Source organism: Rhodococcus sp. NPDC060084 (assembly GCF_042730335.1).
Taxonomy (GTDB): Bacteria; Actinomycetota; Actinomycetes; order Mycobacteriales; family Mycobacteriaceae; genus Rhodococcus.
In genome coordinates this window covers 13,910-33,792 of the sequence record NZ_JBHWWX010000004.1, presented here as the reverse complement: position 1 = coordinate 33,792, position 19,883 = coordinate 13,910, and the positions used below count along the sequence as shown (strand labels likewise).

Sequence of the window (19,883 nt, the reverse complement as noted above, 5' to 3'; positions counted from 1 at the left end):
TCGCACCCATGAATACAACAGCGATCCGACACAGCGAAGCAGAACAGCGACTCGGCGCGGTCGTGGGCGCGTTGAAGGCCGAGGACTGGGACCGTCCGTCACCGTGCGAGGGGTGGACCGCGCGCGACGTCCTGAGTCATATCATCGATACCCAACGCGAATTCTTCACCGGCCGCGACCTCGACCTCGGTGATCGGCCCTCCCTCGACGACCCGGCCGGCGCATGGCAGAAGCACAACGCCCAGGTGGCGGACATCGTCGCGGACGACGCCCTCGTGAACACGCCCTATGACGGGTACTTCGGACCCACGACCATCGGAGCGACCTTCGACCAGTTCTACGTCTGGGACATGATCGTGCATCGATGGGACCTCGCCACCAGCGCAGGCCTCGAGGAGACGTTCAACGAGGCCGAACTCGAGCGGATCGAGGCCGGAGCGGACAGTTTCGGCGACTCGCTCTACATGGACGGGGTGTGCGCACCGGGTGTCGAGGCACCGGAGGGCGCCGACCGGTCGACTCGAGTGCTCGCGCGCCTGGGGCGCCGTCGCCCCGACGCCGTGTGAGAGTGCGGGACACGGCCGGCTCGCGGCCCGGCCGTTAGTCTCGGGCGTATGAGCGAACCGATCGTGGTGTCCGGACCCGTGCGTGAGGCGCTGGCCGAACGTCGCCCCGTAGTCGCGCTCGAATCGACCATCTTCACGCACGGCCTGACCCGGCCCCGAAACGTGGCGGTCGCTCTGGCCGCCGAACAGCAGTTGCGTGACGCGGGTGCTGTCCCGGCAACCGTGGGCGTCGTCGACGGGGTCCCCACGGTCGGCCTCTCCGAGGAGCAGATCGTCACACTCGGAGACGCCGAGAGCGAGGTGGTCAAGGTCGGGATACGCGACCTGCCGATGGCCGCGCTCAAGCGGACACACGGCGGCACGACGGTCGCCGCGACCGCGTTTCTCGCGCATCACGCCGGGATCGGGGTATTCGCCACCGGCGGTCTCGGCGGCGTACATCGAGGCGCCGCCACCACCTTCGACGAAAGCGCGGATATCGTTGCGCTGGCGTCGATTCCGATTCTCGTTGTGAGCGCCGGTGTCAAATCGGTCCTCGATGTCCCCGCCACGCTCGAACGTTTCGAAACACTCGGGGTGGTGGTCGTCGGGTACCGCACCGCCCGCTTCCCCGGGTTCTACGTGCGGGACAGCGGCTGCGTCGTCGACGACATCACTTCACCCGAAGACGCGGCAGCGCTCGCCCGCGCCCGCAACGCTCTCGGGCTCCGTTCGGCGGTGGTGGTGGGCAATCCTGTGGACGCGTCGGCTCAGGTGGACCCGGAGTTGCACGACCGGGTCCTCGTCGAGGCGGAGCGTGAGGCAGCGGTTTCGGGACTTCGCGGCAAGAGTCTCACTCCGTTCCTGCTCGAGCACATGCATCGCGCGACGGACGGCCGTACGCTCGAGACGAATATCGCTGCGTACCAGGGCAATGTCGCTCTCGGCGCGGCGATCGCGAGGGCATTGGTGTCCTGACACGCGCACGTCACCGCACCCGGAAATGTCGCCGCACCGGAAATGTCACTGCAGCAGAAATGCGGTGGTGGCGGGTGGCAGCGCGACGTCGCGTCGCCGGTAGATTTCGGCCGGGCGGCCGGTGCCTTCGCGGCGGAGTTCGCCCGTGGGTTCGAGCCCGTGCAGCAGATGCCGCCGGAACGTGTCCTTGGGGTAGCGGCGGTCGAAGACGATTTCGTAGAGACGGCGCAGATCCAGCACGGTGAACTCGTCGCCGAGAAACCGGGCCGGGTCCACGGCGGCCGAGTACCGCGCCCGCAGGTCGTCGACGGCCAATTCCACGATGGTGGCGTGGTCGAATGCGAGATCGGCGATGCCGGTGACGGGGGTGAGCCGGGCTTCGGCCGGGATCTCGGCGACGGGAACGGCCGCTCCGTGCGCCATCGACAGCACCCACCCTCGATCGTCGCGTCCTGGGTCGTCGAGCATCGCGAGCTGGTGGAACTCGATCCCCGAGAGCGAGGCCTTGTCGCGCAGAGCCCGGCGAGCCGCGTCGGCGAGCCGTTCTCCGGGACGGAGAAACGTCCCGGGAAGTGCTGATGTGCCGTCGGGTCGCTCGATGACCAGTACTTTCAGCGTTTCGTCGACGGTCAGTACCGCGACGTCCACCGCCACGGACGGACGCGGATAGTCGGTGAGGGACTTGCCCCGGGGATCGGTCCAGGCCTGCATCTCCCCATTCAATCAAATGTGCGCTAATATTTGCGCAGAATTGATCGAAGGGGAGACGGTATGAGGCTGACGACAGCACAGAACGACCGGGCGGCAGGGGTCCTGCTCGCCACCGCAGCGGGTGACGCACTCGGCGCGGGCTACGAATTCACCTATCCCACTCCGGAGACAGCGATCCGCATGATCGGTGGGGGACTCGGGCCGTTCGCTCCCGGTGAGTGGACGGACGACACGTCCATGGCGCTCGCGATCGCGGAGGTTTCCGCCACCGGAGCCGACATCGGTGCCGGCGACGGACTCGACGCCGTCGCCGCCGGGTTCGCACGCTGGTATGCGTCCGGGCCCAAGGACATCGGAAACCAGACCCGCGCGGTGCTGAGTACAGCGCAGCCGACCGCAGCGTCGATGACCGAGCGGGCGCGCGCCCTCCCCGGCAGGAAGGGCGGCAACGGGTCGCTCATGCGGACCGCACCCGTGGGGATTGCCTACCTCGCCGACGGCGAGCGATGTGTCGCGGCAGCCCGCGACATCAGTCGTCTCACGCACGACGATCCCGAGGCCGTCGAGGCATGCATGCTGTGGTCGTTCGCGATCCGGCACGCCGTCCTCCACGGCACGTTCGACGGCGTCGACGCCGGTCTGGAAACGCTGCCGGGAGACGCGGCACGGCGCTGGTCGACTTTGCTCGACGATGCCCGCACAGCTTCCGACCCGCGGGTCTTCGACAACAACGGGTGGGTGGTCCATGCGCTGCAGACGGCGTGGTGGGCCGTGTGCCATGCCGACGCGACCGGCCCCGGTCATCTTCCCCAGGCGCTCGAACTCGCCGTACGTGCCGGGCACGACACCGACACCACCGCGGCGATCGCCGGCGGGCTGCTCGGCGCCCGGTGGGGTGCGTCGGCGGTACCCGCGCAGTGGCAGCGGATCCTGCACGGCTGGCCCGGGTACCGGTCGCAGGACCTCGTACGCCTCGCCTTGCACACCGCATGGGCGGGCGCGGGCGACGACCGCCACCGGCCCGACGCCGAGATCGACCACGCGCAGTTTCTCGTCGAGGAGTGACTCGGCCCGCTCGTTGGGGTAGACATCCTTCGGACCGAATTGTGACGAAGGGATCCACGTGGCCGCACACATTGCTCTTCCCCGCGTGATGCGGATCGGCGGGGGCGCCGTCGACGAGATCGGTGAGGTGGTGGCCGGGCTGGGGCTGTCCCGGCCGCTCGTGGTGACCGACCGGTTCATGGTCGGGACCGGCGCAGTGGATCGCATGGTGTCACGGCTCGGCGCGGCCGGACTCGCAACGGCGGTGTTCGCCGATACCGTTCCCGATCCCACCACCGACTCCCTCGTCGCGGGTCTCGAGGCAGTCGCCGCCCACGACGCCGATTGCGTCATCGGTTTCGGTGGCGGCAGCCCGATGGACACCGCCAAGGCGCTCGGGTTGCTGGCCGTCCACGGTGGGCAGATGAGCGAGTACAAGGCCCCCCGCATCAACAACGGTCCGGCGCTACCTGTCGTCGCGGTTCCGACCACGGCCGGGAGTGGTTCGGAGGCAACGCAGTTCACCGTGATCAGCGACAGTGTCACCAACGAGAAGATGCTGTGCCCGGGCGCGGCGTTCCTGCCGATCGCGGCGGTGGTCGACTACCGGCTGACGTTGACGATGCCTCCGCGACTGACTGCCGACACCGGGGTCGACGCGCTCACCCACGCGATCGAGGCGTACGTCAGCAAGAAGTCCACTCCGTTTTCGGACACGTTGGCCCTCGCTGCGATCGAGACCATCGGAAGAGTTCTGCGACGCGTCTACGTGAACGGCAACGACGAAGACGCCCGGGAGCAGATGATGCTCGCGGCCACCCAGGCCGGGATCGCGTTCTCGAACTCGAGCGTCGCCCTCGTCCACGGGATGAGCCGGCCGATCGGCGCGCATTTTCACGTCGCGCACGGTTTGTCGAACGCGATGCTGTTCCCCGCGGTGACCGCCTTCTCGGTGCGGGCTGCCGAATCCCGCTATGCGGACTGTGCCCGCGCGCTGGGCGTCGCCACCTCCGGCGACCACGACGCCGCTGCGGCGGACAGCCTGGTCGCCGCGCTGGCGGAACTGTGCCGCGACGTCGAAGTGCCCACGCCTCGTGCCTACGGCATCGACAGACGTGACTGGGACTCGCTGATACCGCTCATGGCGGAACAGGCCCTGGCATCGGGATCGCCGAACAACAATCCGCTCGTGCCCACGGCGGAGGAGATCCGCGACCTGTACGCCCGGATCTACGACTGACGGCAGATCCGGGCGTGGAGGCAGGGGGAAACGGTTTACTCGGGTGCCTGGTCGTCGGGCTCGACAGGCTCGGTTTCCTCGCGATCCGAAGGGCTACCGGCCTTACCTTCCCGCTCGTGCTCGGCTTCGACGCGTTCTTCCATGTCGTCCACCAGTCGAGAGATCTTCTCGCCGGTGAGGTCGTCGTTGTCGGCAGGGGTGCCCGGGCGCTCGGATTCAGCCATCGAAATCCGTCCTTTCGTGAAGTTGCCCGGCACGGGACCGCGCCCGTGCTCGGGACAGCACTTGCGATACCCGGGCAGATCGTCGACGAAACCGGCACGAGGCGAATCCCACACCGGGCCGAATTCGGATCAGGGTGATCGGCACGCTGGCCGGGCGGGTGAGACCGGAGGAGGATGGTACGACCGTGCCCGACGACGTGGAGATGAGCGCGTGACAGTCACCGACGAATATCTGAACAACAACAAGTCGTATTCGGCCGGGTTCACCGGCCCCCTGCCGCTGCCCCCGAGCAAGCACATCGCCATCGTGGCGTGCATGGATGCGCGGCTCGACGTGTACCGCGCCCTGGGCATAGCGGAAGGGGAGGCACACGTGATTCGCAATGCGGGCGGCGCGGTGACCGACGACGTGATCCGTTCGCTCGCCATCAGCCGGCGACTCCTCGGCACCGAGGAGATCGTGCTCATCCACCACACCGACTGCGGCATGCTGACCTTTACCGACGACGAGTTCACCCGCGCCGTCGAGCAGGACACCGGGATCCGGCCGCAGTGGGCCCCGGAAGCGTTCCGCGACCCCGAGGAAGACGTGCGTCAGTCGCTGCGCCGGATCGAAGTGAGCCCGTTCGTCACCGAACCGACCTCACTCCGCGGGTTCGTCTTCGACGTCGCTACGGGCAGGCTGAACGAGGTGGCGCACGAACGGACCTCGTGACGAGATCCCGACGTGCTCGCCGAGAGAAGACTCAGCTCGCCGACGACGAGGTCATCCGCGCAGCGAGGTTGTCCGGCATCGGCTCGTGCCGAAGGTACATCCGCGCGAACTCGGCGGTGCCCTGAGTGATGGCCCGCAGTTCGACGGGATAGCGGCTGAGTTCGATTTCGGGAACCTCCGCGCGCAGCAGGGCTGTTCCCGGTTCGGGAGATTCGGTGCCGAGGACGCGACCGCGCCGTGCGGAGAGGTCGCCGAGCACCGCGCCGAGGAACTCCTCCGGCACGATTACACGGACCGCGGCTACCGGTTCGAGAATGCGGACAGTGCTGTGCGCCGCCGCATCTCGCAACGCGAGCCCCGCGGCGGTCTGGAATGCGGCGTCGGAGGAGTCCACCGAATGAGCCTTGCCGTCGACGAGCGTGACCTGCACGTCGACAAGGGGGCATCCGGCCGAGGCGACCCCCTTCTCTGCCTGTGCGTACACACCCTTCTCGACCGACGGGATGAACTGCCGCGGTACCGCGCCGCCGACCACGCGTTCGGCGAACACCACCCCGCTTCCCATCGGCAAAGGCTCGACTTCGACGTCGACCACCGCGTACTGGCCGTGCCCACCGGATTGCTTGACGAGCCGCCCGTGTCCGGGCGCGGGCGTCGCGAAGGTTTCGCGGAGCGCTACGGCAAATTCCACCGGATCGACCTGGACTCCGTGCCGGGTGCGGAGACGGTCGAGCACCAGTTCCGCGTGTGCTTCACCCGTGCACCACAGCACGATCTGGTTGGTGTCGGGATTGTGTTCGACGCGCACGCCCGGATCTTCCGCCGCGAGCCGTGACAGTGCCTGCGACAACTTGTCGTCGTCGGTGCGAGTGTGCGCCTCGATCGCGACGGGCAGCAACGGTGTCGGGGTCGGCCACATATCCAGGTGCGCAGGCCGATCCGGCTCGTGCAGTACGTCACCGGGCTGTGCGGTCGCGAGTTTCCCGACCGACACCAGGTCGCCCGCGACGGCCTCTCCGACGGGCCGCTGCTGTTTGCCGAAGGGACTCGACAGTGAGGGAATACGGTCGCGCGAATCGCGGTCGCCACCGGTGAGCGCAAGCGTCGAATCCGGACGGAGCGTGCCGGCGTAGACGCGCACCAGGCTGATCCGGCCGACGTACGAATCTCCCGCGACGCGGACGACCTGCGCCACCAGATCCGCGTCCGGGTCGCACGCAGGCGCACCGCGCGACCGCCGGGTGGGATCGGGGAAACCCGTGGTGATCAGCTCGAGCAACTCGACGGCGCCCACCCCGTACTCTGTGGCGGGAACCGCGGGATGTAGTGCGCAGGACAGGAATTCGCGTGTCAGCCCTTCTTCGAGCGAGGCGGTGTCGAGTTGTTCGCCCGCGATGAACCGCTCCATGAGCGTGTCGTCCTGCCCCGAGATGGCTTCCACCAGCGCTTCGCGCACGTCCTCGGACACGGGGGACGGGCCCGGTTCGCCGTAACGGCGTCCGGTCAGCAATCCCATCGAGCCGACCGGCCGGTCGCCGTCGTACACGGGATAGAACAGTGCGCGCAGCGTGTCCGGGCCGAGGCCGAACGCGTCGTGGCATTCGGAGAGGACGTCGTCGTAGCTGCGCCGGGCGATGTCCAGTTTGTTCACGACGATCGCGCGGGGAATCTTCTCCTCGTCGCACTCGCGCCACAACGCGCGGGTTGCGGCGGAGATCGGGTCGGTGGACGAGACGACGAAGATCGCGGCGTCGGCAGCGTGCAAGCCCGCCCGGACTTCGGCGTCGAAATCGGGGTGACCCGGTGTGTCGATCAGATTGATCTTGATGCCCTTCCATTCGAGCGCGAGCACCGTCAACTGCACCGACCGCTGATGTCTCTGCTCGATCTCCTCGTAGTCGGACACCGTGGTGCCTTCGGCGACCCGCCCGGCGCGTCCCACCGCACCCGTCGCGGCCGCCAGCGACTCGGCGAGGGTGGTTTTCCCGGTGCCGGTACACCCGACGAGCGCGACATTGCGGATTCGATCGGGGCTGTCGGCGACGGGCGCCTGCCTGCTGCGTGCTGCGGTGCGATCGGGCATCGGCGTGCTCCTCGGGTGGCCTGAGCACAGTCTAAGCGGGTTCTCCCCAGCTCACGGCCGAATATTGCCCTCGGTCAATCGGGTTGGCGGAGCGGCCTATCGGGCGATGTGCAGTCGTGAGAGAACAGAGCTTCGTACACTCGGTGCATGACGGTGGACGCGGTGTTCGACTCCGACGATGTGCGCCGCGCGGCCGCCGCCCTCCGGACGCCGGACATCGCGCGGTGGGCGGATCGTTTCGAACTGTTGTCCGACGTCAACCGGCTGCGGTTGCTGATGTGCCTGCACCATGCCCCGGGGATCTGCGTCACCGATCTTGCCGCGGCCCTCGAGATGACCGGGACCGCCGTCTCCCACGCGCTGCGTTTGCTACGAAATCGTGGCTGGGTCACCGCGGAGCGGGAAGGACGCCTGGTGCGGTACCGGCTCGCGGACACCACGGTGCACGAACTTCTCCATTCCATCGGGGCCACGCACGAGCAGGCGGGCCATTCGCACACGCACCGCCATCGCACAGAGCGTTCCTGAGGCGGGTCTCCGGCGTCATTCCCCGTCGTGCGCGTGTGCCGCCCGCGGCGTCAGGCTGAATCCCCACGGGAGCTCGAGGCGGTTCTGCGCGAGCAGACCGGAATCGGACAGGATCGTCTCGATCGGGCCGTCCGCCGCGAGGCGTCCGTCGTTGAGGATCACCGCCCGGGTGCACAGTTGCGCCGCGTAGGGCAGGTCGTGGGTGACCACCAGCATCGTGGTGCCCAGGCCGAGCAGCACCTCCGCCAGTTCCCTCCGGGACACCGGGTCGAGATCGTTGGACGGCTCGTCGAGCACGAGTACCTCGGGCCGGCAGGACAGCACCGTCGCCAGCGCGACTCGCCGCTGCTGCCCGGCCGAGAGATGCATCGTCGTGCGCCCGGAGTGTTCCTCCATCCCCACCGCCTCGAGCGCGGACTGCACCCTCGAGCCGAGTTCCGGTTCCGGCACCCCGAAGTTGGCCGGTCCGAACGCCACGTCCTGAGACACGGTGGGCATGAAGAGCTGGTCGTCGGGGTTCTGGAACACAAGGCCGACGCGGCTGCGAATTCCGCGCAGCGTACGGCGCGTCACGGGCGTTCCACCGATTCGTACGGTCCCGGACGACGGAGCCAGAACGCCGTTGAGGTGCAGCATGAGGGTGGTTTTGCCGGACCCGTTGGGACCGAGGACGGCGACCCGCTCGCCGGGCTCGACTGCGAGGTCGATACCGCGCAGTGCGTGACGGCCGTCGGGATACACGTGCTGCACCCCCTCGAGTTCGACGGCGGGGGACGTGCTCACAACCCGCCCCACGCTGCCGCGCACACCGCGCCGGCGAGTGCCGCGGGCATCAGGCCGAATGCCCACGCTGTCCGGGTCGCCGCCGATCCCGTGGCGGGCACGGCACCGGTGAAACCCCGGGAAAGCATCGCCCAGTGCACCCGCTCGCCGCGTTCGTACGCGCGCACGAACAACGACCCGACACCGCGTGCCGTCGCCCCGATGCGGTGGAGCATCCGCGGATCGTCGCCTCGCGAGCGCCGCGCGATATCCATGCTCTTCGCTTCGGCGGCGAGCAACGTGGCATAGCGCAGCATCAGCAGGACCACGGTGGTGATGAGCGGCGGGACGTGTAACCGTGTCAGACCGCCGGGCAGATCCTGAACCGGTGTGGTCGCGGCGAGGATGAGGGACGCGAGCACACCCAAGGTGCCCTTGACCACGATGCCCCACGCCGCATACAGGCCCGGCACCGACAGGGACAGCCCCAGCCACTCCACGCGTGTCCCGGACTCCGCGAACGGCAGCAGCACCGCGAGAACCAGGAACGGCAGTTCGATGGACATACGGGGCAACAGCCACGACAGCCGGATACGAGCAGCGACGCAGACCGCCGCGACGATCGAGAAATACAGCGCGAACGCCCACATCGCTTCACGGGGTGTCGCGACCACCACGAACGTGAAGACGACCGCACCGACGATCTTCACCTCGGTGGGGAGCCTGCGGGCTGCCGCGGTGACGGTGGCCGCACCGTTCTCGATCGTCGGGGTGCTCACGGCCCGGTTTTCCCGAGGGGCGCGTCGCTCCGGGCGGGCTTCCGGCGGCGTGCCAGCACCATGAACAACCCCGCTGCGAACACCAGCGTGGCGACCGCGCCGACGATCCCGGCCACGCCGGTGGTCCCTTCGCGTTCGGCGACGGCGTAGTCGGCGAGCGGGCTCGTTGCCAATGCGTGGTCTTCGGCGCCGATCGCGGGACAGTCACCGGCGAGGGACTCGCTCGTATCGCTCTCGGCGACCTCGCAGCCCCGCACGGTCGCGGCTTCGAGCCCGTCGGGATTCGGGTCGGCGAACGAGGACACCACCCCGGCGAGGAGCAGCACCGCCGCACCCAGCACGATCAGAACGGCTTTTCGGCTCATACCGGACTCCGATCACCTTGACGCAACGGCCGGAGGAGATAGACCAGGTCGGGGCGCGCTCGTGCCACCGCCATCACCGTCACGGCCGTGATCACTCCTTCGCCCATGCCGATGAGGACGTGCACGCCGATCAGGAACGGTGCGATGGTCCCGATCGAACCCGCGGTGCCGCCGACGGCGTATTCGACGAGGAAGCCCGCGGCCGCGACCACCGTGGCGACCACCGCGGCCACGAAGGATACGACGCCGAGGACCGCGACGCCCGAGGACCGGCGCAGAAGCGGACGCAAGGCGACGGCCGTTCCGTACCCGGCGGCGACTCCCAGCAACGCCATGTTGGTGACGTTGGTTCCGAGTGCGGTGAGCCCGCCGTCGGCGAACAGCAGTGCTTGCACGACGAGCACGACTGTCAGGCAGAGTGCGGCTGTCGCCGGGCCCACCAGGATCGCGGCGAGGGCACCTCCGAGGACGTGCCCGCTGACACCGGGAAGCACCGGAAAGTTGATCATCTGCAGGGCGAACACGAACGCGGCGACGAGACCGGCGAGGGGAGCGGTTCGTTCGTCGAGTTCCCGTCGTGCGCGGGGCAGCGCCACCGCGAGCCCGAGCGCGGCGATCACGAAGAACACAGCCGATGTCGGTGCGTTGATCAGACCGTCGCTCATGTGCATTGCCGAGACGTCCATAGAGTTCCCTCCGACGTGGAAGATCATTCGACCCTACCTGCCCGACTGAACAGTCGGACATGTTTTACGCCGACCCTCCGACGTGAAATATGCGCCGAGAACGCATGATTCGGACATCTCGCACAACGAGGACGGCGTCACGCCGGTCGACGCGGATGCGGGCGCGCATCCGCCGGACGAATCGGCGCCGGGATATCGCGCCAGCGGCACGATCGTGCATGTTCGGAGAAACCCGGTCGTTCCTGTAGAATTCTCGGGTTGCTTCGGGTCGGGCACGGCGGGAGGTCGGGACGCCGTGCATCTGTTTTGTGCACGCAGAAAAGTCTTGTGCACGCAGAAAGTCCCGAAAAGGTATCGATGTCCCGCAGTTCACGTTCCGCCCCCTCGCATTTCCGTGTCATGCACGATCTGGTCGGGTCGGCGTACTTCCCGATCTCGGCGCTGGCCCGGCTACCGCTGTCCATGCTGGTGCTCGGCGTTCTCACCTATGTCGTCGCCTCGTCGTCCGACTTCGCCGCCGCCGGCATCGCTGCGGCGGTCACCGGCGTGGGAGTCGCGGTCGGGGCACCGCTGTCCGGTATCGCCTCCGATCGCTGGGGCCAGCGGCCGACGCTGCTCGTCTCGACCGCCGTCTATGTGGTCGCAGTCGTCGCGGTGCTCGCCGCCGGAAGTTCCCACGGCGCAGGCGAGGCGTTACCGCCGACCCTGCTGGCCGCCGCGTTCGTCGCCGGTCTCGTCGTTCCGCAATGCGGTCCCATGACACGCGTGCGCTGGATTCGCGGTTTGTCCGCGCGCGGCGCGGACGAGGCGGTGGAAGAAGCCCAGGGGTACGAGGGAACCATGGACGAACTCGGATTCGTCCTCGGCCCCGCGGCGGTCGGCATCATCGCCGCGGCGTTCGGTGCTGCCGCACCGTTGTACGTCCTGATCGCCCTGACGGCCGTCGTCGTGCCCTGGTTCGCGGTACACCCCAGTGCCCGATTCGCGGCGCCCGTGCACCGGTCCGGACCGGTCGGCGGCAGCGCCCCGGACACCGGACCCGCCGCAGTGTCGTGGGGTCCGGTGGCAATTCTGCTGACCGGAATGCTCGGTATCGGAACGATTTTCGGGTCGCTCGCCACCATCACGACCGTCTTCGCCGACGAGACCGGGCACCCCGGCAGCGGCGGACTGATCTACGCCGCGCTCGGGCTTGCCTCCGGCGCAGCGGCGTTGAGCGTGTCCCGGTGGAGTGGACGCTTGACCGTTCCGGTGCGGTGGCTGGGGTGCGCGGTGCTGCTCGTTCCCGCACTGGCGTTGCTGTGGCTGCCGAGCGCGCCGTGGCAGATGGCCGTTGTCCTGTTCCTCATCGGCTCGCCGATCGGTCCGGTCCTGGTGACGATTTTCAGGGTGGCTGGCGACTACACGCCGGCACGGCGACTCGGACTCGTCATGACGTTGCTCAGCGCCGGGATCACCTTGGGCACCTCGATCGGTAACTGGGTCGGCGGCGCACTCGCCGATGCCGGAGGGCACTCGGCCGCCACCTGGGTGGCGCTCGGCGCGGGGCTGGCTCTGTTCGCGTCCGGGGTGGTCTTCACCGCCGTGCGCTCCCGCGCCGCGACCCGCACGCCCGAACCGCCGACGACCCGGGAACTGCTCGAGTCCGTTTACTGATCCGTCTCCGGAGTCAGTAGACGTCGCGAACGTACCGCTTCTCCCGTTTGAGGGCGGTGACGTACTCGGCGGCCTGCTCCGGGCTCATCCCACCGTGCTCGGCGACGATCGCGTGGAGCGCGGCGTCGACATCCTTCGCCATGCGGGAGGCGTCACCACAGATGTAGAAGTGACCGCCTTCCTCGAGCCACGCGAACAGCTCTGCCCCGTGTTCTGTCATGCGGGTCTGCACGTAGATCTTCTCGGCCTGGTCGCGGGAGAACGCGAGGTCGAGCCGAGTGAGTACTCCCGACGCTGTGAACTCGGCGAGTTCGTCCTCGTAGATGTAGTCACAGTCGCGGCGCTGATCGCCGAAGAACAGCCAGTTCTTTCCGGTCGCGCCGCGCGCACGCCGCTCCTGGAGGAATCCGCGGAACGGGGCGATGCCGGTGCCCGGCCCCACCATGATCATCGGTGCGGTGTCGTCGGACGGGACACGGAACGCCTTGTTCCTCGTGACGAAGATGCCGACGGTGCCGTCGCCGACGCGGTCCGCGAGGTAGGTGGAGCACACCCCGTGGCGTTCACGGTCGTCGTCGCCGTACCGCACCGACGCGACGGTCAGGTGTACCGAACCGTCGCACGCGTTCGGACTCGACGAGATCGAGTACGCACGGTGCTGCAGCGGCCGCAACAGCGACAGGAACTCCTCGGCCGACAGTTCCGGCGCGGGTTCGAGCAGCAGCACGTCGAGTATGTCGCGGCCCCACAGCCATTCGTCGAGTGCGGCCTTGTCGCCGTGCCGCAGCACATACGTCAATTCCTCGTTGCGGGTGCGCTTCTCGATTTCCTCGAGCAGGTCGACCGTCGGCGCGGTGATCTCGAAGTCGTAGGTCAGCAGATGCGTGAGGGTGCTGCCGAAACCGGCGGGCACGACGGAACCGTCGAGGCGCAACCGGTCGAGCAGCGCCCGCACGAGCGCGGGGTCGTTGAGGGGGACGACGTTCAGCGCGTCGCCGGCCTCGTACTCGATGCCCGACTCGCCGAGCGCGAACTCGTAGTGCCGGATCTCCTTTGCCGAACCCGCACCCGACAGCACCCGGTTGGTCGTGAGCGTCGCGGGGTAGGGGTTCTTGCGGGTCCACTGCGACTTCGGACGTGCCGGTGCCGTCGGTGCGGGTGCGGCGGGCGCACCCGGCCCCACGATTCCCTCGACCGCCGCGACGAGCGGCATCGTCTCGCTGATCCACGCGGCGGCGGCATCCTCGAAATCGACGTCGCAGTCGACGCGCGGGACGATGCGCTGCGCTCCGAGTTGTTCGAGACGGGTGTCGAGCAGTTTGCCCGCCTGGCAGAAGCCGTCGTAACCGGTGTCGCCGAGCGCGAGGACCGCGAAGTGCATGCGCTCGAGCCGCGGGGCCGACTCCGCGGACAGAGCGTCCCAGAACAACTCCGCGTTGTCGGGCATCTCGCCTTCGCCGTACGTGGAGGTGACGATCAGGACGTGCCCGGCCGAGGCGAACCGGTCGAGATCCATATCGTCGAGTGCACACACCACCGGAGCGAACCCGTGCGTGCGCGCCGCGGCGGCCGCGTCCTCGGCCACCGCTTCGGCATTGCCCGTCTGCGAGCCGTAGAGCACATGCAGCACGGGCGCCGCACCGGCGGTTCCGGCATCGTCGGCGGGACCGCCGGAGAACAGCCGGGTCTGCATACCGGCGAGGAAGCCGGCGAGCCACGACCGCTGGTCGTCGGTGAAGGGCGCATCGAGTGGGATGAAAGGAGTTGTCACGCGGGGACTCCCATCGTGGAGGCGAGGACGTTCGGCACGGCGTTGCGGGCGAACAGTTCTTCGTAACCGGGCAAACGACCGATCGCGTCCAGATTCTTGCGGCTCTGCAGGAGAATCCAGCCGTATGTTCCGGGGGCGTCGACCGAACGGACATTGCGCAGTGCGAGCGCCTGCTTGTAGTCGCCGAGTCGCTTGTCGGCGACCAGCACCGCCAGTTGCTCATCGGAGTGATCGGCGATCGCGGCGAGTGCGTACCGTTCGAGCTTCGCGACGAGGAAGAAATCTTCGGTCAGCAGCAGATTGCGCGCAGCCTTCTGCACCGCCGGATCCGAGACGTCCGACGCGCCCGGAACCTTCTGCAACGCCATCTCCTGCGCGGCGGCGAGCACCGTGTAGTTGTTCAGCAGCGCATACATCGTTTCGGTATCGGTGCCCGACGGGGTCAGTCCACCGGCGACGGGCGCACCCGAGCGGTAGCTCTCCTTGAACTTGCGAACCTGGTGGGCCACCAGCGCGGACGCAACCTCGGAGGCGAGTTCCCTGCGCGACGCGGCGGCCAGGATCTCGTCGGCGTCCTGGTACTGCAGCAGTGCGCGCGGCATCCCGTAGGCGAAGTGGTGTTGCTCGGTCTGCCAGTTGTCCAGCAGGAACCGCGCTTTCACAGATCCGGTCGACTCGACGTGCAGGTGCAGCAGCCGAAGCACCGCGGCGCTGTGCAGCGCGGCCTGCGGATCGTCTCCGGTGATGGACCCGAGCAGGATCGAGTCGGCGCTGGCCTTGGCGGGCAGCAGTCCGTCCGGGTCGTACTGGTAGACGAAACCGCCGGACATGCCGTTGCCGAGTCCCTTGCCGAATCCGCCGAGGTTGAGTACCGCACCGTTGGTCATGTACTCGCAGGCGAAATCGCCGACACCCTCGACCACGGCCGTCGCGCCGGAATTGCGGACTGCGAAACGGTCACCGGCCTCGCCTTCGACGAGCAACCGGCCACCCGTGGCCCCGAACAGGGCGAAATTGCCGATGAGTACGTTGCCGCCGCGCTCGTCGCAGCCGCCGCCGGGGGAGCGCAGGACGATCTGCCCGCCGCACTGGCCCTTGCCGACACCGTCGTTCGCGGTGCCGATGTGCTCGAGGTGCATACCGTCGTTGCAGAACGCGCCGTACGACAAGCCCGCCGATCCGGTGGTGGTCACGGTGACGGTGCCGTCACGCAACCACCCGCGTCCGCGCTCGTCGCGCAGCACGGACGGAAGGTCGTCGAGATCGTCGTGGTTGAGCATCCGCTCGATGTCGATCGCCAACTGCGCGCCGACGCTCTTGTTGTTGTTCGTCAGGCGGACCCCGTCGCCGAGAGTCACGGTGCTCTCGCGTGCCTCGATCAGGGCCTCCCGCAGCCGGACCAGCCACGCGTCGTCGAGCGAGTAGTCCTTCTCCAGGTAGACGGGGTTGTCGACGCGTACCTCGGGCAGGACCGTGAGCATCGCGCGCAGGTCGAGCTGCCCGATGCTCGAGGGGTGATCGAGCAGGTGCAGCAGGTCGGCGCGGCCGCGGGCATCGCGCAGCGAGCGCAGGCCCAGCCGGGCGAGCACTTCCCGCGTTTCGTGGGCGATGTTGAGCAGGTACTGCGCCATCGCGCGCGGGTCGCCGTCGAAGACCTCGGGATTGGTGGTCAGTCCGGCGGGGCACTTGACGTTGCAGTTCTTCGCCATGACGCAGCCGAGCATCATCAGTGCGGTGGTGCCGAACTCGAAGCTGTCGGCTCCCAGCATCGCGGAGACGATGACGTCGGATGCCGTCTGGTGCGCACCCGAACACCGGAGCACGACCTTGTCCCGGAGTCCGTTCGCGGTCAGGGCCTGATGAACTTCGGCCACGCCGATCTCGGCGGACCGGCCCGCGTACTTCAGGGACGTCACCGAGGCGGCCCCGGTGCCGCCGGTGTTGCCCGCGACGTTGATGACATCGGCGCCGGCTTTGGCGACGCCGACGGCGATCGTGCCGATACCTTCCGAGGACACCAGCTTGACGACGACGCGCACCCGGGCGGCCTTGCAGTCGTGGATGAGCTGCGCGAGGTCCTCGATGGAGTACGTGTCGTGGTGTGGCGGAGGCGAGATCAGTTCGACACCCGGGGTCGCACCACGGGCGGCCGCGATCTCGACGGTGACCTTCTTCGCGGGAAGCTGTCCTCCTTCACCGGGTTTGGCACCCTGCGCGATCTTGATCTCGATCTCCTCGAGCATCGGATCGGCGAGGTACCCGGCCCAGACACCGAAGCGGCCCGAGGCGAACTGCTTGATGCGGGAACCGCGAATCGTGCCGTAGCGCGAGATATGTTCGCCCCCTTCGCCGCAGTTCGACATGCCACCGACCATGTTGGTTCCGTGCGCGACAGCTTCGTGCGCGTTGGAGTTCAAGGCGCCGTGGCTCATCGCACCCGAGGCGAGGGCGCGGGTGATCTCGTGTGCGGGCTGCACCTGGTCGAGACGCACCGCCGCCGGAGCCTGACGGACCAGACTCAGGTAGTCGGCGGCGTCACCGACCGCGTGCACGGTGAGAGTGTCGCCGTAGCAGCGGTGCGAGACGATGGCGTCGCCGAACCGCGCGACGAGAGACCGGCCGAGCGCTGCGGGCCGGGTGTGGTCGTCGGCGAGCGGTCCGGTCAGCCGGAGCACGAACTCGTTCTCGCCCACGCGGGCCGCGGCCAGGCCGCGCACGCGCATCGAGTTGTTGCCGTACCGCGAGAACCGCCCCATCTCTTTGTGGAAGTCGTCGGTGGTGACCGCGTAGGTGATGTCGGACGGCAGGGCGAGGACATCGCGCAACGCGGCGGGGCGGCGGGAGCGCTCCTCCGCCATGGTCCGCGCGAATGCCCGGTAGCCGGGGGTGATCTCGAAGGAGTCGATTTCGGCGTCGGTCAGTGCCCGGAAACCGCCGTAGCGGTACGCCTCGTCGTCGAGACCGTGTGCGTCGGAGAGGCGGTGCAGCGGCAACAGGCGCAGCGAGTCCGTCAGGTCCGGCTCGGCCTCGCGCACGGCGGGCACGGCGAGGGGTTCTTCGGTCATGTCGACGAATCCGCGCACGGCGGTGGTGCCGAACGAGTGTCCCGCCCCTTCGGCGCGTTCCTTGAACAGGCCGAGCAGGGGGACGTCCGCCTCGGACTCGACGGCCGCTGCGCGTCGATGCCAGTCGGCTACGGCTTGGGCGACGGTGGTGAACCCGACGCCTCCCACCGGGGTGGCCACGTTCGGGAACCAGCGGCGGAGCACCTCGTCGTCGGTGTCGAGGTAACTGGGCTCGAAGAACTCACCCCCGATGTACGACTCGACGGTGCACAGCCCGACCCTGCCCATCGTCTTCATCAGCGACTTCTCCGCGGCCTTGCGGAACTTCAGGAACGCGAGGTCGGCTTCGTCGCCGTACTTCTCCTCCGCGCGCATCTGCACGGTGAGCGGGTACACCGCCGCAGCGCCGAAACCGAGGGTCGCGGCGATGTGGTGCGAGGAGCACAGCTGACCGGACTCGACGATCACCGACACGCGCAGGCGCACGCCGTCGTCGATGAGTCGTTGGTTGACCGCGGCGATCGCGAGAATCATCGGCAGCGCGGCGCGGTCGGTGGCGACGTGCCGGTCGGTGAGGACTGCGATGCCGCCGGACTCCCGCGCGAAATCGGCGATGCGGTCGGCAACCCCGTCGATCGCGGCGGCGAGTTGAGCGGCGTTGGCCTTCGTGTCGTCGAAAACCGGGGTGTAGAGCATCTCGAAGCGCCGCACCGGGGTGTCGGTCTGCTCCCGGATCCGAAGCATCTCGAGGTGGGTCAGGATCGGGGTGGGCACCACGATCTGGGTCGCGGTCGACGACGGTGCGCCGCTGCCGGGGCGTGCCCCCAGCGCGACGCGCAGGGTCATGCCGTCGGCCTCACGCAGGGAATCGAGCGACGGGTTCGTCACCTGGGCGAAGCGCTGCGAGAAGTATTTGGCGACACCGCCTTCCTGATCGGACAGGGCGTTGATGGCGTTGCCGTACCCCATTGCGGAGATCCGTTCCTGACCCGATGCGAGCATCGGGTCGAGCATGAAACGGAACGACTCCTGGTTGAGTGCGTACGAGACGTACCGCTGGTGCCGCCCGAGATCGCCGTTGTAGCGCAACGGTGATCCCGCCTTTTCCGCGGGGACGGGCGGGAGCGCCTCGATCTCACGTCGTGCGGCATCCACCAGAATCGAGTAATCGCGCTCGGCCGCAAGTAGTTCGAGCGCTTCGACGGTGCCGTACGAGCGCCGGGTGCGATGGTCGAAGTACAGCATGCCGCCGGCCTCGATGCGTCCGCGGCGCAGTACCGTGCTCGGCGCGAAATCGAACTGGCCGGCCTCCGACGTGACGGCGAGGTAGTCGGCGGTCTCGACGGACCGCAACGGGCGCAGGCCGAGGCGGTCGAGACGTGCGCCGACCACGGTGCCGTTACCGAAGATCAGCGCCGCAGGACCGTCGTTCTTCTCCTCGTAGAGGGAAAAGAACTCGAGCATCGCACGTACCTGCGGGGACAACGTGGTGTCGTTCTCCCACGCCGGCGGCATCATCTGCACGACGGCGGTGACCAGGTCGAGACGGTCGAATGCGATCCGGGACGCGAGAGTCTGGTCGAAACGGCAACTGTCGGACTGGCCGGGAGGCCGGACGATGTCGCGGCCCATCGCCCGGGCGAGCGCACCCTCGAACAAACGATTCTTGCGGTCGGTGTTCAATTCACCGTTGTGCGCCATGAGCCGGAACGGCTGCGCCATCGTGGGGTGCGGGTCCGTGTTGGTGGAGAACCGCGTGTGGAAGAACAAGGTGTGCACCGAATGCCGCGGATCCGTCAGGTCCCGGAAATAGGGGATGACCTCATGGGAGTTCAAGCGTCCCTTGAGAACCTGGGTACGGCAACTGAGCGAGAGCGGATACAGCCCCGTGAGATCCGGATCGGGGTACGCGCGCGCCTCGACATCGAGGAGCACGTCGTGCAGGAGGCGGTCGAACTCGTCGGCCGACGCGCAGGTGCCGGGGCGGGTGAAGATCCACTGCCGGATCGGCAGTTGGTACCGGACCGCGGCGGCGCGCAGCACGCTGTCGTCGACCGGGACGTCGCGCACCGCGAGGACCGGGATTCCGGCGTGGGCGAGTGCCGCCGAGATCAGGCTCTCGGCAGCCGCCCGGGCCGCGTCCTCGGAGGGGAGAAAGAAGTTGCCGACGCCGAAATGATCTTGCTGCAGCGGTGTTCCGGCGATCGCGGAGAAGAATTCCACCGACAGGTCCACGTTGACGCCGGCCCCGTCGCCGACCCCCTCCGCGGACATGCCGCCCCGGTGCGGGACCACGCAGAGCGCCTCGTGCCCGCGAGTGAGGATGTCGTGGGTCCGCACACCGTCTTTGCGGGTGATGAAACCTACGCCGCAGCTGCTCTTGTCGAGACTGCTGTCGTACAGCCCGGTGTTGTCGGCGTTCGTCAACGGAATGCCCTCCTCGGCGGATCGAGTGCGACGTCGTCCGACAGTGAGGGACGCGAAGGGGGAGGCGAAGATTCGCACTGATCCGCGATCGCACAGAGCTCTGCCGGAGACGGTGATGAAAGGCAGACGACGTTGTCCGGATGTGCCGAGCGATGCGACGGTGGAGCGCGCGAGCAGCGAAACAAATTGTAGCCTACGTGTTAACGCCGTGTTCGGCGCCGTGCATCACACCCGCCGTGCATCACACCCGCCGCGCTCACCTCCGGATGTCCCGCCCGGCAGCGCGGGCACCGATCCCGTCGAA

Annotated in this window: 16 protein-coding genes; 7 read left to right on the top strand and 9 right to left on the bottom strand. The window is 68.1% G+C overall.

The annotated features are described in order from the left end of the window. Positions 1–8: 8 nt before the first annotated feature. Both ACFWBU_RS03585 and ACFWBU_RS03580 read left to right on the top strand, forming a co-directional pair. Positions 9–566: a TIGR03086 family metal-binding protein gene (locus ACFWBU_RS03585; protein ID WP_378527495.1), complete on the top strand. Its 558-nt coding sequence runs from the start codon at positions 9–11 to the stop codon at positions 564–566. A 48-nt stretch (positions 567–614) separates the two neighbouring features. Beyond that, on the top strand, positions 615–1,523 hold the full coding sequence (locus tag ACFWBU_RS03580) for a pseudouridine-5'-phosphate glycosidase (protein ID WP_378527494.1): 909 nt from the start codon (positions 615–617) through the stop codon (positions 1,521–1,523). Between the two features lie 45 nt (positions 1,524–1,568). Here the strand turns inward: ACFWBU_RS03580 and ACFWBU_RS03575 are convergent, their stop codons facing one another. Next, a complete protein-coding gene (locus tag ACFWBU_RS03575; protein ID WP_378527493.1) occupies positions 1,569–2,234 on the bottom strand; it encodes an NUDIX domain-containing protein in 666 nt (221 codons plus the stop codon). 60 nt (positions 2,235–2,294) lie between these two features. On the opposite strand from ACFWBU_RS03575, the gene ACFWBU_RS03570 reads away from it, so the two are divergent. Further along, a complete protein-coding gene (locus ACFWBU_RS03570; protein WP_296551558.1) occupies positions 2,295–3,299 on the top strand; it encodes an ADP-ribosylglycohydrolase family protein in 1,005 nt (334 codons plus the stop codon). Positions 3,300–3,357: 58 nt separating this feature from the next. Then, the gene (locus ACFWBU_RS03565) at positions 3,358–4,518 is read left to right on the top strand and encodes an iron-containing alcohol dehydrogenase (RefSeq protein WP_169622423.1); all 1,161 of its coding nucleotides are present in this window, start codon (positions 3,358–3,360) and stop codon (positions 4,516–4,518) included. Positions 4,519–4,553: 35 nt separating this feature from the next. On the opposite strand, the gene ACFWBU_RS03560 is transcribed toward ACFWBU_RS03565, so the two are convergent. Then, positions 4,554–4,742, bottom strand: a complete 189-nt coding sequence (locus tag ACFWBU_RS03560; RefSeq protein WP_072700161.1) for a hypothetical protein — start codon at positions 4,740–4,742, stop codon at positions 4,554–4,556. 211 nt (positions 4,743–4,953) lie between these two features. On the opposite strand from ACFWBU_RS03560, the gene ACFWBU_RS03555 reads away from it, so the two are divergent. After that, positions 4,954–5,457 (top strand): carbonic anhydrase, encoded by a 504-nt coding sequence (locus ACFWBU_RS03555; RefSeq protein WP_169622424.1) that lies wholly within the window; start codon positions 4,954–4,956, stop codon positions 5,455–5,457. Between the two features lie 31 nt (positions 5,458–5,488). Here ACFWBU_RS03555 and ACFWBU_RS03550 read toward each other — a convergent pair whose 3' ends face one another. Then, positions 5,489–7,540, bottom strand: a complete 2,052-nt coding sequence (locus ACFWBU_RS03550) for an elongation factor G (RefSeq protein WP_378527491.1) — start codon at positions 7,538–7,540, stop codon at positions 5,489–5,491. 147 nt (positions 7,541–7,687) lie between these two features. On the opposite strand from ACFWBU_RS03550, the gene ACFWBU_RS03545 reads away from it, so the two are divergent. After that, on the top strand, positions 7,688–8,068 hold the full coding sequence (locus ACFWBU_RS03545) for a helix-turn-helix transcriptional regulator (RefSeq protein WP_296551551.1): 381 nt from the start codon (positions 7,688–7,690) through the stop codon (positions 8,066–8,068). 15 nt (positions 8,069–8,083) lie between these two features. On the opposite strand, the gene ACFWBU_RS03540 is transcribed toward ACFWBU_RS03545, so the two are convergent. From ACFWBU_RS03540 to ACFWBU_RS03525, 4 genes are read right to left on the bottom strand one after another with little or no spacing between them, the layout of a single operon-like run. Then, positions 8,084–8,851, bottom strand: coding sequence for an ABC transporter ATP-binding protein (locus tag ACFWBU_RS03540; RefSeq protein ID WP_169622427.1), 768 nt, complete (start codon positions 8,849–8,851; stop codon positions 8,084–8,086). Next, positions 8,848–9,609 carry a cobalt ECF transporter T component CbiQ gene (gene cbiQ / locus ACFWBU_RS03535; protein WP_169622428.1) on the bottom strand — a complete coding sequence of 254 codons (762 nt, stop codon included), beginning with the start codon at positions 9,607–9,609 and terminating at the stop codon, positions 8,848–8,850. Before cbiQ ends, ACFWBU_RS03540 begins: the two co-directional genes overlap by 4 nt. Further along, complete coding sequence (locus ACFWBU_RS03530) at positions 9,606–9,974, bottom strand: PDGLE domain-containing protein (protein ID WP_169622429.1); 369 nt, start codon at positions 9,972–9,974, stop codon at positions 9,606–9,608. Before ACFWBU_RS03530 ends, cbiQ begins: the two co-directional genes overlap by 4 nt. Continuing rightward, the gene (locus ACFWBU_RS03525) at positions 9,971–10,660 is read right to left on the bottom strand and encodes an energy-coupling factor ABC transporter permease (protein WP_206037271.1); all 690 of its coding nucleotides are present in this window, start codon (positions 10,658–10,660) and stop codon (positions 9,971–9,973) included. Before ACFWBU_RS03525 ends, ACFWBU_RS03530 begins: the two co-directional genes overlap by 4 nt. A gap of 357 nt (positions 10,661–11,017) precedes the next feature. Here ACFWBU_RS03525 and ACFWBU_RS03520 point away from each other — a divergent pair, with 357 nt between their 5' ends. After that, complete coding sequence (locus ACFWBU_RS03520; RefSeq protein WP_378527490.1) at positions 11,018–12,316, top strand: MFS transporter; 1,299 nt, start codon at positions 11,018–11,020, stop codon at positions 12,314–12,316. A 13-nt stretch (positions 12,317–12,329) separates the two neighbouring features. Here the strand turns inward: ACFWBU_RS03520 and ACFWBU_RS03515 are convergent, their stop codons facing one another. Beyond that, the gene (locus ACFWBU_RS03515) at positions 12,330–14,087 is read right to left on the bottom strand and encodes a sulfite reductase subunit alpha (protein WP_378527489.1); all 1,758 of its coding nucleotides are present in this window, start codon (positions 14,085–14,087) and stop codon (positions 12,330–12,332) included. Next, positions 14,084–19,579, bottom strand: a complete 5,496-nt coding sequence (locus ACFWBU_RS03510; RefSeq protein WP_169622432.1) for a glutamate synthase-related protein — start codon at positions 19,577–19,579, stop codon at positions 14,084–14,086. Before ACFWBU_RS03510 ends, ACFWBU_RS03515 begins: the two co-directional genes overlap by 4 nt. Between the last annotated feature and the right edge of the window lie 304 nt (positions 19,580–19,883).